This is a genomic window from Streptomyces sp. x-19 (genome assembly GCF_046549115.1).
Lineage (GTDB): Bacteria > Actinomycetota > Actinomycetes > Streptomycetales > Streptomycetaceae > Streptomyces > Streptomyces albulus_C.
The window spans coordinates 827,655-843,291 of the sequence record NZ_JAJPWK010000001.1 but is presented as its reverse complement, the minus strand read 5'-3'; the positions used below and the strand labels follow the sequence as shown (position 1 = coordinate 843,291).

10 protein-coding genes are annotated in these 15,637 nt (G+C 74.3%); 1 reads left to right on the top strand and 9 read right to left on the bottom strand.

Features of this window, described 5'->3' with window-relative positions:
• Positions 1-62 precede the first annotated feature (62 nt).
• From ACLJT4_RS03915 to ACLJT4_RS03900, 4 genes are all read right to left on the bottom strand, one after another.
• Positions 63-1,499, bottom strand: a complete 1,437-nt coding sequence (locus ACLJT4_RS03915) for a lysine N(6)-hydroxylase/L-ornithine N(5)-oxygenase family protein (protein WP_411120976.1) — start codon at positions 1,497-1,499, stop codon at positions 63-65.
• Positions 1,496-2,908 (bottom strand): pyridoxal phosphate-dependent decarboxylase family protein, encoded by a 1,413-nt coding sequence (locus tag ACLJT4_RS03910; protein ID WP_233658172.1) that lies wholly within the window; start codon positions 2,906-2,908, stop codon positions 1,496-1,498. The genes ACLJT4_RS03915 and ACLJT4_RS03910 overlap by 4 nt, the downstream gene beginning before the upstream one ends.
• 312 nt (positions 2,909-3,220) lie before the next feature.
• Positions 3,221-5,797, bottom strand: a complete 2,577-nt coding sequence (pepN, locus tag ACLJT4_RS03905; RefSeq protein ID WP_411120975.1) for an aminopeptidase N — start codon at positions 5,795-5,797, stop codon at positions 3,221-3,223.
• A 79-nt stretch (positions 5,798-5,876) separates the two neighbouring features.
• Positions 5,877-6,752: a helix-turn-helix domain-containing protein gene (locus ACLJT4_RS03900; RefSeq protein ID WP_411121077.1), complete on the bottom strand. Its 876-nt coding sequence runs from the start codon at positions 6,750-6,752 to the stop codon at positions 5,877-5,879.
• A gap of 173 nt (positions 6,753-6,925) precedes the next feature.
• Here ACLJT4_RS03900 and ACLJT4_RS03895 point away from each other — a divergent pair, with 173 nt between their 5' ends.
• Positions 6,926-8,734 (top strand): beta-galactosidase, encoded by a 1,809-nt coding sequence (locus tag ACLJT4_RS03895; RefSeq protein WP_411120974.1) that lies wholly within the window; start codon positions 6,926-6,928, stop codon positions 8,732-8,734.
• 43 nt (positions 8,735-8,777) lie between these two features.
• Here the strand turns inward: ACLJT4_RS03895 and ACLJT4_RS03890 are convergent, their stop codons facing one another.
• The 5 genes from ACLJT4_RS03890 to ACLJT4_RS03870 form a co-directional block, all read right to left on the bottom strand.
• The gene (locus tag ACLJT4_RS03890; protein ID WP_411120973.1) at positions 8,778-11,846 is read right to left on the bottom strand and encodes an endo-alpha-N-acetylgalactosaminidase family protein; all 3,069 of its coding nucleotides are present in this window, start codon (positions 11,844-11,846) and stop codon (positions 8,778-8,780) included.
• Positions 11,847-11,965: 119 nt separating this feature from the next.
• Positions 11,966-13,114 carry a sensor histidine kinase gene (locus ACLJT4_RS03885; protein ID WP_411121076.1) on the bottom strand — a complete coding sequence of 383 codons (1,149 nt, stop codon included), beginning with the start codon at positions 13,112-13,114 and terminating at the stop codon, positions 11,966-11,968.
• 5 nt (positions 13,115-13,119) lie between these two features.
• Positions 13,120-13,794: a response regulator gene (locus ACLJT4_RS03880; protein ID WP_411120972.1), complete on the bottom strand. Its 675-nt coding sequence runs from the start codon at positions 13,792-13,794 to the stop codon at positions 13,120-13,122.
• Positions 13,795-13,941: 147 nt separating this feature from the next.
• Positions 13,942-14,418 carry a hypothetical protein gene (locus ACLJT4_RS03875; RefSeq protein ID WP_411120971.1) on the bottom strand — a complete coding sequence of 159 codons (477 nt, stop codon included), beginning with the start codon at positions 14,416-14,418 and terminating at the stop codon, positions 13,942-13,944.
• Positions 14,419-14,427: 9 nt separating this feature from the next.
• Positions 14,428-15,615, bottom strand: coding sequence for a helix-turn-helix domain-containing protein (locus ACLJT4_RS03870; protein WP_411120970.1), 1,188 nt, complete (start codon positions 15,613-15,615; stop codon positions 14,428-14,430).
• Between the last annotated feature and the right edge of the window lie 22 nt (positions 15,616-15,637).

The window sequence follows — 15,637 nt, the reverse complement described above, 5'->3', positions numbered from 1 at the left end:
GCGCCGCGGTGCCGGTGGGCCGCCCCTCTCCCCCGGTCCCGGGGTGGGAGGGGCGGTGGCGTTCAGTGGCGGGGGACGAGCGTGGAGCCCTGGCGGGGGACGGTGCCGGTGCGGCGGGTCGGGGGGTGGCTGAGGCCGAAGGTGGTGAAGGAGGTGCGGGTGGGGAGGGAGTAAGTGGGTGTGTTCGTGAGGGAGTTGAGGATGGTGGCGCTGCGCCAGGCGGCGAGGCCGAGGTCGGGGGTGCCGACGCCGTGGGTGTGGCGTTCGGCGTTTTGGACGTAGAGGGAGCCGGTGATGGCGGGGTCGAGGACGAGGCGGTGGTGCTCGTCGATGCGGGGGCGCTCGGAGGCGTCGCGGCGGAGGTAGGGGTCGAGGGCGGCGAGGAGGGTGTCGAGGCGGCGTTCGCGGTAGCCGGTGGCGAGGACGACGGCGTCGGTGGTGAGGCGGGAACGGCTGCCCTGTTGGGCGTGTTCGAGGTGGAGCTCGACCTTGGTGGTGCCGACCCGGCCGGCGGTGCGGACCTGGACGCCGGGGGTGAGGACGGCGTTGGGCCAGCCGCCGTCGAGGGTGCGGCGGTAGAGCTCGTCGTGGAGGGCGGCGAGGGTGTCGTGGTCGATGCCCTTGTAGAGCTGCCATTGGGCGGGGAGGAGCTCGTCGCGGACGCGTTCGGGCAGGGCGTGGAAGTAGCGGGTGTAGTCGGGGGTGAAGTGCTCCAGGCCGAGCTTGCTGTACTCCATGGGCGCGAAGGCCGGGGTGCGGGCGAGCCAGTGGAGGTTCTCGCGGCCGGCGGGGCGGGCGCGCAGTTGGTCGAGGAAGATCTCCGCGCCTGACTGGCCGGCGCCGATGACGGTGAGGTGGTCGGCGGCGAGGAGCCGGTCGCGGTGGTCGAGGTAGTCGGCGGCGTGGATGACGGGGACGGTGGGGGCCTCGGCGAGCGGGCGCAGCGGGACGGGGATGTGGGGGGCGGTGCCGATGCCGAGGACGAGGTTGCGGGCGTAGGTGCGGCCGAGGGCTTCGGCTTCGCCGTCGGCGTCGAGTTGGGTGAAGTCGACTTCGAAGAGGCTGCGTTCGTGGTTCCAGCGGACGGCGTCGATCTGGTGGCCGAAGTGGAGGGAGGGGAGGTTCTCGCTGACCCAGCGGCAGTAGGCGTCGTATTCGGCGCGGTGGATGTGGAAGCGCTCGGCGAAGTAGAAGGGGAAGAGGCGTTCGCGGGTCTTGAGGTAGTTGAGGAAGGTCCAGGGGCTGGCGGGGTCGGCGAGGGTGACGAGGTCGGCGAGGAAGGGGACTTGGAGGGTGGCGCCGTCGATGAGGAGGCCGGGGTGCCAGTGGAAGGCGGGGTGCTGGTCGTAGAAGGCGGTGCGGAGCTCGGTCAGCGGGTGGGCGAGGGCGGCGAGGGAGAGGTTGAACGGGCCGATGCCGATGCCGACGAGGTCGAGGGGCTCGTCGGGGCCGGGGGTGTCGGTGGCGGTGCCGGGCTCGGTGTGCGGTGGGGTGTTCATCGCGGGGTGTGGCCTTCCACGAGCTTGAGGAGGTGGGTGAGGTCTCCGGGTTGGGTGTGGGGGTTGAGGAGGGTGGCTTTGAGCCAGAGGCCGGTGGGGGTGGTCGCGCGGCCGAGGACGGCGTGGCCTTCGATGAGCAGGGAGCGGCGGATGGCGGCGAGGGCGGTGTCGTCGGCTCCGATGGGGCGGAAGAGGACGGTGGTGAGGGTGGGCTGGGAGTGGAGTTCGTAGCGGGGGTGGGCGTCGACGAGGTCGGCGAAGGTGCGGGCGGCGGCCAGGGTGCGGTCGACGAGGTCGCCGAGGCCCTGGCGGCCCAGGGCCTTGAGGGTGACGGCGATCTTGAGGATGTCGGGGCGGCGGGTGGTGCGCAGCGAGCGGCCGAGGAGGTCGGGGAGGCCGGCTTCGGTGTCGTCGTCGGCGTTGAGGTAGTCGGCCTGGTGGGCGAGGGGGGTGAGGGTGGCCGGGGCGGGGACCGCGAGGAGGCCCGCTGCGACCGGTTGCCAGCCGAGTTTGTGCAGGTCGAGGGTGACGGTGTGGGCACGGGTGAGGCCGGTGAGGGCGCTGCGGTGGGTGTCGCTGAAGAGGAGCGGGCCGCCGTAGGAGGCGTCGACGTGGAAGCGGGCGCCGTGCTGGTCGGCGAGGTCGGCGAGGGCCGGGAGGGGGTCGATGGTGCCGGCGTCGGTGGTGCCGGCGGTGGCGGTGAGGAGGATCGGCCCGGTGCGTCCGGTGAGTTCGGCGAGGCAGGTGTGGACGGTGGCGGGGTCGAGGGTGCCGTCGGGGGTGGGGAGGGTGACGGGTTCGGGGAGCCCGAGGAGCCAGGCGGCGCGGTGGATGCTGTGGTGGGCGTTGGCGCCGCAGACGATCCGTAGGGGGTCGGTGGGGTGCGGGGGGCGGGGTGCCTCGCGGGCCAGGAGGACGGCGAGTTGGTTGGATTCGGTGCCGCCGGTGGTGACCAGGGCGTCGGGTGCGGTGGCCGCGGGGTAGACGAGGCCGGCGAGCGCGCGGGCGGTGAGGACTTCGAGTTCGGAGGCGGCGGGGGCCTGGTCCCAGGAGTCCATCGAGGGGTTGAGGGCGCCGGCGGCGAGGTCGGCGGCGGTGGCCAGGGCCAGCGGGGGGCAGTGCAGGTGGGCGGCGCAGTGCGGGTCCGCGGGGTCGGCGGCACCGGCGGCGAGGGTGTGGACGAGGGTGCGCAGGGCGGCGTGCGGGCCGGCGCCCTGCTCGGGGAGGAGGGGGAGGCAGGCGTCGCGGACGGTGCGCGCGACGGCGTCGGGGCCGCCGGGCGGGAGGGGGCCGGAACGGTCCTGGGCGCCGGTGGTGAGGGCGTCGAGGACGATGTCAAGGAGGGGGCGGAGTGCGCGGGGGCCGTCGGTGCCGCCTGCAAGGGCGGTGCCGGCAGGGGCGACTGGCATCAAGGGGCTCTTCTTCAACGGGAGTTGGGTGCACGGGCACCGGGTCTTAGGCCGCCCTAAGTTACTGGTCCGGTACGGCGGGTATCCACCCGTTGCGCCGGGACCACCCGTTCGTGGGATGGATGTCCCGCAGGTGTTCGGTTGCCTGTGGTCTTGCGTCCCGTCGATGGCGGGGTGCGGCCGGTGGCGCGCATGCGGCGCGGGTGCCGCCGGCGGTCTGCGTTCCGCCGGGCGACACCCGCGTCGTCGGTGTCCGCTGCGCCGTGGCTGCCGGCGGCGGCGTCTCCCGGGTGGGGTGGGGCTGCGGGCCGGCTACCGCACGGCGGCCGCCCGCACTCGCAACGCCCTGCGCAGGTCTGCCAGTTGGTCGTCGAGGGTGCGCCGCAGGGCCGGGGTCGGGTCGCCCTCGGCCAGGCACTGCTCGCCGCGGCGGAGGGTCTCCTCCTCGACGAGGACGGCGGGGAACGCCCACCGGCCGGCGGCCTTGGCGAGGGCGGGTCCGCGGCGGACGGCGAGGGTGGGCACCTCGGTGAAGTAGCGGGCGACGTAGGGGCGGAGCAGGTCCTGCTGCTCGGCCGCCCAGAAGCCGGTGGCGGTGGCGGTGAAGAGGTAGTTGGAGAGTTCGGAGCCGGGGTCGGTGCCGAACAGGGCCTGCCACGCGGCTCGTTTGGCTTCCGGGTCGGGGAGGGCGGCGCGGCAGCGGGCGGCGCCCTCCTGGCCGGTGGCGCTCTGGTCGCGGGCGAGTTCGGCGTCGATGAGGTCGTGGAGTTCGGGCAGGGGGGCGGCGCCGAGCGTGGCGAGTCGGGTGAGGATCCGCCAGCGCAGTTCGTGATCCAGGGTGGGGCCGCCGGGGACGACGCCGTCGGCGAGCCATTCCTGGATGCCCTCGGGGGTGGTGGCGCTGTCGATGAAGGCGCGGACGGCGGTCAGCCGCAGGCCGGCTTCGGGGCCGTGGCCGGGCCCTTCGGTGCGGCGCAGGATGTCGCGGCTGAGGGCGGTGAGGGTGGTCAGCGCGGTGTGGCGGGTGGTGGCGGCCGGCTGCCCCGGGGACGACGGGGCGGAGGGGGAGGAGGGGAGGTAGCGGTCGGCGAGTTGGGTGCGGGCGAAGGCCAGGACGCCCTGGACGACGGCGAGTTCGCTCTCGTGCGGGAGGTGGGCGCGGGCCGCTTCGAGGTAGGCGGTGGGCGCCAGTTCGCCGTCGCGGACCAGGTCGCGGGCGGCGTTCCAGACGACCGCGCGGGTCAGCGGGTCGGGCAGCCCGGACAGCGCGCGGGCGGCGGTCTCCCAGGAGGCGGCGTCGAAGCGGACCTTGGCGTAGGTGAGGTCGCCGTCGTTGAGGACGACGAGGGCGGGGGCGGCCTTGGGGAAGGTGTGCCGGGCGGGGGCGCCGTCCGCCGGGACGTCCACGTCGAAGCGGTCGCGCAGCGCGAGCCGGTCGGGGTGGCCCGGGTCGGGGTCGTAGGCGCCGACGGCGATGCGGTGCGGGCGGCTGCCGGTGTGGGCGACGTCCAGGTGCCAGGTACCGGCGTCCTCGGTGACGGTCGGGGTGAGGGTGTCGACGCCGGTGGTGCGCAGCCAGCGGGCGGCCCAGGCGTGGACGTCGCGGTCGGTGGCGCGGGCCAGGGAGTCGAGGAAGTCGGCGAGGGTGGCGTTGCCGAAGCGGTGGCGGGCGAAGTGGTCGTTGATGCCGGCGAGGAAGTCCTTCTCCCCCATCCAGGCGACGAGTTGGCGCAGTGCGGAGGCGCCCTTGGCGTAGGAGATGCCGTCGAAGTTGAGGAGGGCGGAGGCGGTGTCCGGGACGTCCTCGGGGGCGGGGGCGACGGGGTGGGTGGAGGGGCGCTGGTCGGCGTCGTAGCCCCAGCCCTTGCGGGCGATCGCGAAGTCGGTCCAGGTGTCGCGGAAGCGGGTGGCTTCGGAGAGGACCTGGTAGCCCATGTACTCGGCGAAGGACTCGTTCAGCCAGATGTCGTCCCACCACTGGAGGGTGACGAGGTCGCCGAACCACATGTGGGCCATCTCGTGGGCGATGACCATGCCGCGGGTCTGCCGCTCGGTGTCGGTGACGGCGGAGCGGAAGACGAATTCGTCGCGGAAGGTGACCAGTCCGGGGTTCTCCATCGCGCCGGCGTTGAACTCGGGGACGAACGCCTGGTCGTAGGAGTCGAAGGGGTACGGCTCCTCGAAGATCTCGTGGTAGCGGTCGTAGCAGCGGCGGGTGAGGTCGAAGAGTTCCTCGACGTCGGCGTCGAGGTGCGGGGCGAGCGAGCGGCGGCAGTGCAGACCGAAGGGCAGGCCGGCGTGCTCGGTGTGGACGGAGTGCCAGGGGCCGGCGGCGACGGCGACGAGGTAGGTGCTGATGCGGGGGGTGGCGGCGGCTCGCCAGGTGCCGTCGGGGAGCTGCTCGGTGCGGCCGTTGGCGAGGACGGTCCAGGTGGGCGGTGCGGTGACGGTCAGCTCGAAGGCGGCCTTGAGGTCGGGCTGGTCGAAGGCGCCGAAGACCCGTTGGATGTCGTCCATGAAGAGCTGGGTGTAGACGTAGTCCTCGCCGTCGGCGGGGTCGGTGAAGCAGTGCATGCCCTCGCCGGTGCGGGAGTAGCGCATGGTGGCGTCGAGGCGGAGTTCGTGGGGGCCGGCGGCCAGGCCGGTGAGCGGCAGGCGGTTGTCGTCCAGCGCGGCCGGGTCCAGGGGGTGGCCGTCGAGGGTGGCGGCGTGGAGCGTGGCGGGCCGGATCTCGACGAAGGTGTCGCCCGGTTCGCGGGCGGTGAAGTGGATGACGGTGCGGGAGGTGAACTCCTCGTCGCCGTGGGTGAGGTCGAGGGCGACCTCGTACCGGTGGACGTCGAGCAGGTGGGCACGGGCCTCGGCCTCGGGGCGCTGCAATACGGGCATGCCCGGCAGCTTGCCACGTCGGGGGCGCGCGGGTGCGGGGAGTTTCGCCGGCCCGTCGGCCGTGGGGCGGGCGGCGGCGTTACTCCACCCTCGGAGGGTCCGCGGGGTCCGGCACCTGCGTCGACCATCCCCCGGGCACCCGGTGGACCTGGCGGTCGCGGAAGCGGGCCGGGGCGAGGCCGACGCGGCGGGTGAAGAGGCGGCTGAAGTAGGCGGGGTCGTCGTAGCCGACGCGGCGGGCGACGGCCGCGATCGGGAGTTCGGTGGCGATCAGGAGTTCCTTGGCACGGCCCAGGCGGATGCCGAGGAGGTAGTCCTTGGGGCTGCAGCCCGCGCCGCGGCGGACCGCGGTGCGCAGCGCGGCGGGGGTCATGCCGTGCCGAGCGGCGTGCTCGACGACCGAGAGCGGGAGGAAGGCGTCGCGGGCGAGGGCGGCGAGCACCGGTTCGCCGTCGGCGTCGGTGTCGGCGCGGGCGCGGCGCAGGGCGACGAGGAGTTCGTGGACGGCGGCGGCGGTCTCGACCTCCAGCAGCGGGTTGCCGCGGCGGGCGGCGCGGGCGATGCGGCCGATCGCGGTGCGGGCCGGGCCGGCGTCGGCGAGCGGCACGACGGGCTGCTGCGGCTCGATGTAGCCGAGTTCGGTGTAGGCGTCGGCGGCGGGTCCGGTGAAGTCGACGAAGCTCTCGTCCCAGCCGGTGGCGGGGTCGGCGCCGTAGTGGTGGGGAACGCCGGGCAGGAGCCAGAGCAGGGCGGGGGCGGTGACGGTGCGGCGCCGGCCGTCGGGGGTGGTGCACCAGCCGCGGCCGGCGCTGATGACGACGGCGACGTGGTGGTCGAGGGTGCGGGGTCCGACGGGCGGCAGGGCGCCGTGTTGCAGGCCGACGCCCAGGCAGACCAGGCCGAGGCGGTGGTGGAGCGGGCTGGGGGTGAAGTAGCGCATCCAGGTGTGGTACATGCCGTCCGGCCTCCCGTCCTCGTGCGCCACCGCTCCGTCGGGCCCGCGCGCCGGAACTCCGGACGCCGAACCGTCGAACCATCCAAGCACCGTCGATCTTTGTCCATGGACCGGCGGGCCGCCAGAGGGCGAGGGTGTGGGCGGCCGGGGAACGACCAGTCGGGAGGCGTCAGGTGCGGTTTGCCGTGGGGGAACGGGACTTCGAGGCGGACGGGCGGCCGGTGCGGCTGCTGTCGGGGGCGTTGCACTACTTCCGGGTGCACGAGGCCCAGTGGGGGCACCGGTTGGCGATGCTGCGGGCGATGGGGCTGAACTGCGTGGAGACGTACGTGCCGTGGAACTGGCACGAGCCGCGCCCGGGTGAGCTGCGGGACGTCGCGGCGTTGGGGCGGTTCCTCGACGCGGTGCGGGCGGCGGGGCTGCTGGCGATCGTGCGGCCGGGGCCGTACATCTGCGCCGAATGGGAGAACGGCGGACTGCCGTCGTGGCTGACGGGGGCGTTGGGGCGGCGGGTGCGGACCAGGGACGCGGCGTTCCTGCGGGCCGTGGACGGGTGGTGGCGGGCGCTGCTGCCGCAGGTGGTGGCGCGGCAGTGCGACCGGGGCGGGCCGGTGGTGCTGGTGCAGGTGGAGAACGAGTACGGGTCGTACGGCTCGGACGCCGCGTACCTGGGTCATCTCACGCGGCGGTTGCGGGAGTGGGGGGTGACCGTCCCGCTGTGCACCTCGGACGGGGCGGAGGACCACATGCTGACCGGCGGGAGCGTGCCGGGGGTGTTGGCGACGGTGAACTTCGGGTCGGGGGCGCGGGACGCGTTCGCGGCGTTGCGCCGGCACCGGGGGCGGGGGCCGTTGATGTGCATGGAGTTCTGGTGCGGGTGGTTCGCGCATTGGGGGCGGGCGGCGGACGGGCGGGGTGCGGCGGACGCGGCCGCGGCGCTGCGGGAGGTGCTGGAGTGCGGCGCGTCGGTGAACGTGTACATGGCGCACGGGGGGACGAGCTTCGGCGGGTGGGCGGGGGCCAACCGGGCGGGTGAGCTCCAGGACGGGGCGTTGCTGCCGACGGTGACGTCGTACGACTACGGGGCGCCGGTGGACGAGCGGGGGCGGCCGACGGAGAAGTTCTGGCGCATGCGGGAGGTGCTGGCGCCGTACGCGCAGGGGCCGGTGCCGGAACTGCCGGAGCCGGAGCCGGTGTTGGCGGGACCGGTGGGGGTGGTGTTGTCGGGGTGGCTGCCGCTGGACGCGGTGGTGGAGGCGTTGGGGGAACCGGAGGTGTGCGCGGGGCAGCCGCCGACCTTCGAGGAGTTGGGGGTGGACCGGGGCCTGGTCCGCTACCGGCTGACGGTGCCGGGGCCGCGGCGCCCGTACACCCTGAAGGTCGTGGGGCTGCGGGACCGGGCGGTGACGGTGCTGGACGGGGTGCGGGGGCCGGTGCTGGAGGAGGGGGACGCCGGGGGCGCGGTGCTGGGCGCGGTGCCGGGGCCGGCGGCGGTGGAGCTGTGGGTGGAGTCGCTGGGGCGGGTCAACTACGGGCCGCGGTTGGGCGAGCCGAAGGGCATCACGGGTGGGGTGCTGCACGAGCGGCAGTATCTGCACGGGGTGCGGGCGCGGGGGCTGCGGCTGGACGCGGTGGACGGCGCGGCGGGCGCCGCGGCGGTGGCCGGGTTGGCGTTCGGCGCCCCGGTCGCGGGGGCGCGCGGGCTGCACCGGGGCACGGTGACGGTGCCGGCGGGCGGCGTGGGCGACGCGGTGCTGGAGTTGCCGGGGTGGACGCGGGGCTTCGCGTGGGTGGGCGGCTTTCCGGTGGGACGGTACTGGTCGGTGGGGCCGCAGCGCGGGCTGTTCGTACCGGGCCCGGTGCTGCGGGAGGGGGAGAACGAGGTGTTGGTGTTGGAACTGGAAGGCCCAGACGGCCCAGACGGCCCAGACGGCCCAGACAGCGCGGACGGCGCGGCGGGGTCGCCGCGGCTGGTGCCGTGAGGCGGGCGGGCCGGGGCGTGCGCCGCTCCGGCCCGCCGGCCCCTCACGCCTCGGTGATCTGGAAGGAGTCGAGGACGAATTCGGCGGTGCCGTCGCTACCGGTCTTGCGCAGCCCGACCCAGGCTTCGCCGCGTTCGGGCGCGGTGAACTCGTAGCTGAGCGTGGTGGGTTCGACGGCCACGGGCAGGGGTTGACGGGTGAGTTCGCGGGCCGTGGTCTCGTCGACAGCGGTGATCCAGGCGTACTGGCCGGCCTGCTCGTTCTCGTAGCGGAAGGTGACGCGGTAGCGGCGGCCGGGGACGAAGCGGGCGGTGTGCGGGACGGTGCGGTAGACGAGACCGGTGTTCTCGCCGCGCGACTTGAGGGACTGGCCGCCGTCGACGACGTCGTCGATCGCCTTGCCGTTCCAGCCGCGCTGGGTGTACGGGGCGTGGCGTTGGGCGAGGTGGGTGCGCGGGTCGGTGGAGCCGCCGGCGTCGCCCTTGACGAAGGGGCCCCAGCCCTGCGGGACGTGCTCGAAGTCCTCGAAGAGGAGGGTGCCCGGCCGGGCGGTGCGGGGCGCGGGCACGACGCGGACGTTGTCGAAGCGGACCCGGGCCGCGCCGGCGGCGGCGCTGAGGGTGAGGGTGGCCGGGCCGCCGCCGTCGGGGACGGTGAAGCGGGTGGTCATGCGCTGGAAGCGGGTGCCGGCCTTGCGGTCGGCGGCGACGTGGTTGCCGGCGGTGGAGGTCTCGGTCCAGTTGGTGGCGGTGACGCCGTCCGCGGTGCGGACCGTGAGGGCGGCGCGGCGCCGCTCCCCCGCCGTGGCGCCGACCTCGACCTGGACGGAGGCGGCGTAGTCGCCGGGGGCGAGCCGGGCCAGCCGCTGGGCGACGGTGGCGGCGGCGCCGGCGTCGATGACGAGTTCGTGGTCACCGCGGTCGTTGGGTCGGACGGCGGCCGGGCCGGTGGTCTCCCAGGCCGCGAGGTCGCCGGCGTGGAATCCGGGGTCGACCAGGGGCGTGCCCTCCCCCCAGTGGGGGTCGGGCTGGGCGGGGGCCTTGGTGCGGTAGACGACGTAGGCGGTGGCGGGGTGGGCGGTGAGGGTGATCCGGCCGGTGGTGACGGGGATCCGCGTCTCCTCGGCGCGGCCCTGGTCGGTGAGCCGGTAGGCGTAGACCGCGGACGCGCCGGACCAGCCGCGCGGCAGCTGCCAACTGCTCGGCCCGCCGCGGGGGTTGTAGTGGTAGAGCTTGTCGGGGTCGGTGGCGCGGCGGGGTTCCCAGGGCAGGAGGTAGCTGCCGCCGTCGTAGACCGGACGGCCGTCGGTGGTGATCCTGCGGACCCCGTCGGCGTCGGTGACCACGGTGCGGGTCGGGCCTTCGAAGGTGATCTCGTGGTCGGTCCAGGTGCGGATGGGGTACGCCTGGAGGTACTTGGCGGGCAGGGCGTCGTTCCAGACGATGGTGTGGAAGGCGTGCCAGTCGTTCTTGCCGGTCCAGCCCTCGAAGTTGCCCATCCGGGGGGCGCCGAGGAGGGTGGGCCACTTGTCGGCGAAGACGTCCTTCTGGTGGTTGCGCAGGAAGCGGATGAGCCGGGAGTTGATGCCGCGGGAGGTGTCGGGGCCGTAGTCGGTCTCGTTGGCCCAGTGGGACCACAGGGCGGAGCGTTCCAGGCCGTGGCCCCATTCGGTGGCGACCTGCCAGCCCTGGTCGCGCAGGTGGCGTTGGAGGCGGTCGGAGTTCCAGCCGGATTCGCGGAAGACGTCGAGGTAGACGGTGTTCAGGGCGGGGTCGGTCTCGCGGCGGAGTTGGGCGAAGCGGGCCGCGATGGTGCCCGCGGTCAGGTCGCGGCGGGCGTCGATGCGGTAGGACTGGTCGAGCCAGTCCCACTGCTTGTCGTCCTTGTTGACCAGGGTGTCGGAGAAGGCGTGCGCGACGGGGTAGGACTCGGTGGCGTTGACGTGGACGGCGAAGTCGCTGGACCACTTCTGCCCGGCCCGCAGCAGGGTGTTGAGGTCCGCCAGGCCGCCGGCGCGCTGGTTGTAGTTGCCGCCGTAGTCGGGGTGGGCGGAGTCGTGGCCTTCGGACTGGTAGCCCTTCAGCAGCGTGAACTGGCGCAGGCCGTCGGTGGCCAGCGCGATCCGCTTGACGTCGTCGAGCGTGGCGAGGAACGGGTTGGTGGCCTGACTGGCGAAGTTGAAGGGGATGTGCGGGACGACGCGCAGGTGCTGGGCGTCGGCGCCGAGCGGGTTGACCATCACGTCGCGCAGCGCGAGGGCGGCGTCCTGCCAGTCGGTGCGGCCGTCGCCGTTGCGGTCGCGGGTGAGGACGACGGTGGCGTACGGCAGGGGCTCGGTGGCGTCGACGGGTTGGCCGGCGGCGCGGTGCGTCCACTGGCCGGGGGCGAGTTGGGCCTCGACGAGGCCGTCGCGGTGCCGGGTCCGGCGCCAGAGGCGGCCGTTCTCCCACGTGGTGGCGCCGGTGGGGGTGTCGTAGACGGTGTTGGTCTCGATGGCCGCGGCGAGTTGGTCGGTGGCGACGACGGCGTAGGCGCAGCCGATGGGGGCGGGGTCGGCGGGGGTGTCCGCGGTGACCTCGATCAGGGTGTCGCCGCTGGTGGCCTTGTCGAGTTGGAGGCGGGCGGCGAGCAGGTGGGCGCCGGGTTGGTCGCTGCGGACGCTGAGCAGGGCGAGGTCGGGGATCTGGAGGGTGCCGACGCGCAGGGCGGGGGTGTCGTGGACGGCGGTGACGCGCCAGGTGACCTGCCAGCCGTCGACGGCGATCTCGACGGCCAGAGTGGTGCCGCCGTCGAGGGCGAGGGTGTAGGCGGCGCGGTCGGCGCGGGCCCGGTGGGTGACGCGGGGGGTGTGTGCGGTGCCGTCGACGAGGATCTGGGTGACGGGGGTTTCCTGGCCGTGCAGGACGGCGCCGGTGGCGCGGTCGGTGTAGCCGAGGACGCGGGGGAAGGCCGGGTCGACGCGGACGTCCAGCGCGGTGGAGCGCAGGACCGTTGCGTCGGTGCGGGGCGCGGCGGCCGCGGTGCGGGTGCCGAGCGGAAGGGCGGTGGCGACGCCGGCGAGTGCGGTGGCGGCGACGAGTTGTCTGCGGCTGGGCCCTGGCTGTGCGGTCACGCGCGTCCTCCTCGGTGGCGGTGCGGCCTGTCGGCGGACAGCGTGCGCGGCGGGCGGGGCGCAGGCCCATGGACTAAGGGGCGGGAGGTGTTGGACAGATGTGGCCGGCGGGCGCGGGGTCAGTCGCCGGCCGGGTCGCTCGCGGGCAGGACGGCGGTGACCTCCCAGCCGCCTTCGGGTGCCGGGCCGGCCGTGAGCGTGCCGCCCAGGGCCTCGGCCCGCTCGGTGAGGCCGGCCAGCCCGAACCCTCCGCCGCGGGCCGCTTCGGCCAGGCGGGCCGGCGTGCCGCCGTCGTTGGCGATGCGCAGTTCGGTGCCGCGGGGAACGGTGTGCACGGTGATGCGGACCGCGGTGGCGTCGGCGGCGTGCTTGCGGACGTTGGTGAGCGCCTCGCGGACGATGCGGTGGACGGCGGCGGCCACTTCGGGGGGCAGGGCGCGGTCCAGGCCGGGTTCGAGGTCCAGGGTGACCGGCGGGCCGGTGCGGGTGAACGCCTCGGCCAGCGCCCGGACCTCGGCGAGGCCGGCGACCGGGGTGGTGCGGGCCTCGCCCTCGCGCAGCACCCGCACCAGCCGGCGCATGGCGCCGAGCGCCTCACCGCCGGAGGTCTCGATCCGGGCGAAGGCATCGACGGCCCGCGCACCGTCGAGGGCGGTGAAGCGGGCGGCCCGGGCCTGCACGACGATGCCGGTGACATGGTGCGCGACGAGGTCGTGGAGTTCCCTGGCCAGTTCGAGGCGTTCGGCGTCCCGCACCGCGGCCAGGTCCCGCAGCCGGCCGGCGTCCTGCCAGCGCAGGATCAGCGAGTAGGCGGTGACGACGACGGTCAGCACGCCGTAGACCACGGTGAAGACGCCCATCCGGATGTCCCGCATGGGCGCCAGGACGCAGGACAGGCCGAGCAGCGGGCCGAGGACGGCGGCGGTACGGCCGGGGGCCCGCCGCACCACGGCGGTGAGCAGGACCAGCAGGGCGATGCCCTCGCCCAGGCCCCAGACCCGCAGGGCGTGCTGGCCGGCGATCAGCACGACGGAGGCGGTGAGCGAGACCGCGACGGCGATCCGGGCCCGGAGGGTCAGCGGGATCCGGCGGTACGGCACGGCGCACAGGCAGACCACGACGGCCGCGGCGACGACGATGGCGTGCGGCCGGGTGGGCTGTTGGGTGAGCACGACCGACTCGACGCCGACGAGGAAGAGCAGGACCGCGGCGAGGGCGGTCTTGGCGGCGGCGGCCTTGCGGGGGTGGGCGCGGGCCCACCCGGTCATCGGGCTCATCCGCCGCTGGCCAGCCCGGTCTCCCAGGCCCAGGCGGCGATCTCGACGCGGTTGCGGGCGGCCAGTTTGGCCTGCACGTTGGCCAGGTGCGTCTTGACCGTGGAGAGCGAGACGAAGAGTTCGTCGGCGATCTCGGCGTTGGTGCGGCCGGTGGCCAGGGCGCGGACGACCTGTTCCTCGCGCTCGGTGAGCGGTTCGCCGGGCGTGCGGGCGGTGGCGCGGCCGGCGGTGGGGGCCATGGCGCGCAGCAGCCGCAGGGTGATGGCGGGTGAGACCAGCGCGTCGCCGGCGGCCGCGGCGCGGACGCCCTCGACGAGCAGCGCGGGGCTGGCGTCCTTGAGGAGGAAGCCGCAGGCGCCGCCGTGCAGCGCGGCGTGCACGTACTCGTCCAGGTCGAAGGTGGTGACGATGACGATCCTGGGGCGGTCGTGGAACTCGGGGTGGGTGGCGGCACGCTCGGCGAGCCGGCGGGTGACCTCCAGGCCGTCCAGCTCCGGCATCCGGATGTCGAGCAGCAGCACGTCGGGCTGGAGCCGCTCGACGGCCTCCAATGCGGCGGCGCCGTCGGTGACGTCGTCCAGCACCTCGATGTCGGGCTGGCTCTCCAGGATCATCCGGAAGCCCGTCCGGACCATCTCCTGGTCGTCGGCGATGACCACGCTGATCGGCATGGCTCCATCGGACCCGCGGCGCCCGGCGCCCGCAAGCCACGACGCCGGATGGCGGTACGGGCCGGGGCCCGGCCTGGGCAATTCCTCCGCCCTGGCCCGCACGCTCCGGCCGACCGCCCCTGCAGGGGTGTCTACCGGGGGCGCGACCTAGTCACGCGTGGCCCCCTTCGGCCACAGCACCCGCACCGGAACTCCCGTCCGCCGCGCGTAGGCGACCACGTCGGCGGTGCCGCCGTAGCCGCGTGCGGGCCGCCCGTCCCACACGGCCAGCAGTTCGTCGACGAGGCCGACGAGGGTCTCTGAGCCGGCCATGTGCGCGGCGGAATCGGAAGCCGTCAGCCCGGTCTGATGCACCTCGGCGGCACGGCTCAGCAACTCGTCGTAGGTCGCGTGGTGCCACGCGGGGAGACCGGCACGGTACTCCGCGGCCGGGACGACGACGTCCAGTCGCCCCCCGGCCCCCAGGGCGGCTTCGGCGAACCACGCGTCCGGTCCGTCCGCGATACACGAGACCGCCACCAGTTTCGTCGGGTCGTACCCGCTGACCACGTCCGTCAGTTGTTCCCGCACCAGCAGCTCCACCTCGGCACTCAAGCCGCGGTGACCGGTGATCCCCACGCGCATTCCGTCCTCCTACAGATAGACGCCGTGCAGTCGCTCATCGAATGCGCGCACCGACTTGGGCGGTGAGCCGGTGGTCAGCTTCCGGCGCACGGCACGCGCTCGTTCCACGATCCGGCCGGAACGGTAGCGAAGTCCGGTCTCCACTGCCCGGGCAGCGAGCGAGAAGGCCCCGTCCACGCGTCCCGCCGCGAGATGACCGGCCGCGATGTCCAGCATCAGCAAGGCGCGTTGCTTTCCGTGTCCGGTCGCAAGGACTTCACCGTCCGCGGACAGAACCCAGTCCGCCCGCCCGAGCCGGGCGCCACATGCCACACGCGCGGCGGCGACCTTGGACGGGGTGAAGGTGAACACCCACGGCCACGGGGGCGTCTCCTCCGGCTGGTTCTCAGCGCCGGTGCGGGCCGCGGTCAGCGCTTTGTCGGCGGACCATCGGTCACCTGCGACGGCGTGGGCGAGCGCTTCGACGGTGGCCAGCCACGCGTTGGCGACGGCCGGGAAATCGCCCTCCACGGCACGGCGGGCGCGCTGCGCGAGGTTGAGGGCCTCCGTGCTGTTACCGGCATGGGCTTCGAATTGGGCCAGACTTCCGCACTGGTAGGCGGTCAGCAAGGGGTCACCGGCGGTGCGCGCGGCCTTGATCGCCGATCCGTACCAGGAGCGCGCCGACCCGTTGTCGCCCATGTCCCACGCGAGCCATCCGGCGAGGCTGGCCGCCTCGCTGCCGACTGCGGCCAGCCGACGCCGGTCACGGTCGCCCTTCGCGGTGTGCGCAATGGTCTGGATGAGGGCCAGGTGCGAGCGCACGGCTTCTGAGAGCGCCCTGCTGGGCGTGGTTCCGTCGAGTCTGCGGTAGGCCGAGGTGGACAGCCGCAGAGCGGCCGCCTGCTCTCCGATCGCGTCCCCCGTAGCGGGCAGGAAAGCCAGAGCGGGAGCGGCCGCGGTCACGGCCACCCCGCCGAGGACACGTCGTCGGTTCACTTCTTCACCGTCGTTCCCGTTCCCCGACAGGTGGCTGTCGGCAAGTCCCAGCAGCGCCGGCGGGACTTCCAGGTACGCCGCTGCCGTTGCGAGGGTGTGTGTGCGGTACGCGCTTGTGCCCTTCTTCTCCAAGCGGGAGACGGCGGACTGGCTCAGCCCCAGAGCATGGCCGAGCGCGGTTTGCGTGATCCGCTTGTGGACGCGGACGAGTTCGATCACTTGGCCGTAGTCCCCCGCTTGT

Bases quoted from the DNA above. Each gene is read 5' to 3' on its own strand.
- ACLJT4_RS03880 (WP_411120972.1), bottom strand. From the start codon at position 13,794: ATGCCGATCAGCGTGGTCATCGCCGACGACCAGGAGATGGTCCGGACG.
- pepN (WP_411120975.1), bottom strand. From the start codon at position 5,797: ATGCCCGTATTGCAGCGCCCCGAGGCCGAGGCCCGTGCCCACCTGCTC.
- ACLJT4_RS03875 (WP_411120971.1), bottom strand. From the start codon at position 14,418: ATGCGCGTGGGGATCACCGGTCACCGCGGCTTGAGTGCCGAGGTGGAG.
- ACLJT4_RS03900 (WP_411121077.1), bottom strand. From the start codon at position 6,752: ATGTACCACACCTGGATGCGCTACTTCACCCCCAGCCCGCTCCACCAC.
- ACLJT4_RS03885 (WP_411121076.1), bottom strand. From the start codon at position 13,114: ATGACCGGGTGGGCCCGCGCCCACCCCCGCAAGGCCGCCGCCGCCAAG.
- ACLJT4_RS03910 (WP_233658172.1), bottom strand. From the start codon at position 2,908: ATGCCAGTCGCCCCTGCCGGCACCGCCCTTGCAGGCGGCACCGACGGC.
- ACLJT4_RS03915 (WP_411120976.1), bottom strand. From the start codon at position 1,499: ATGAACACCCCACCGCACACCGAGCCCGGCACCGCCACCGACACCCCC.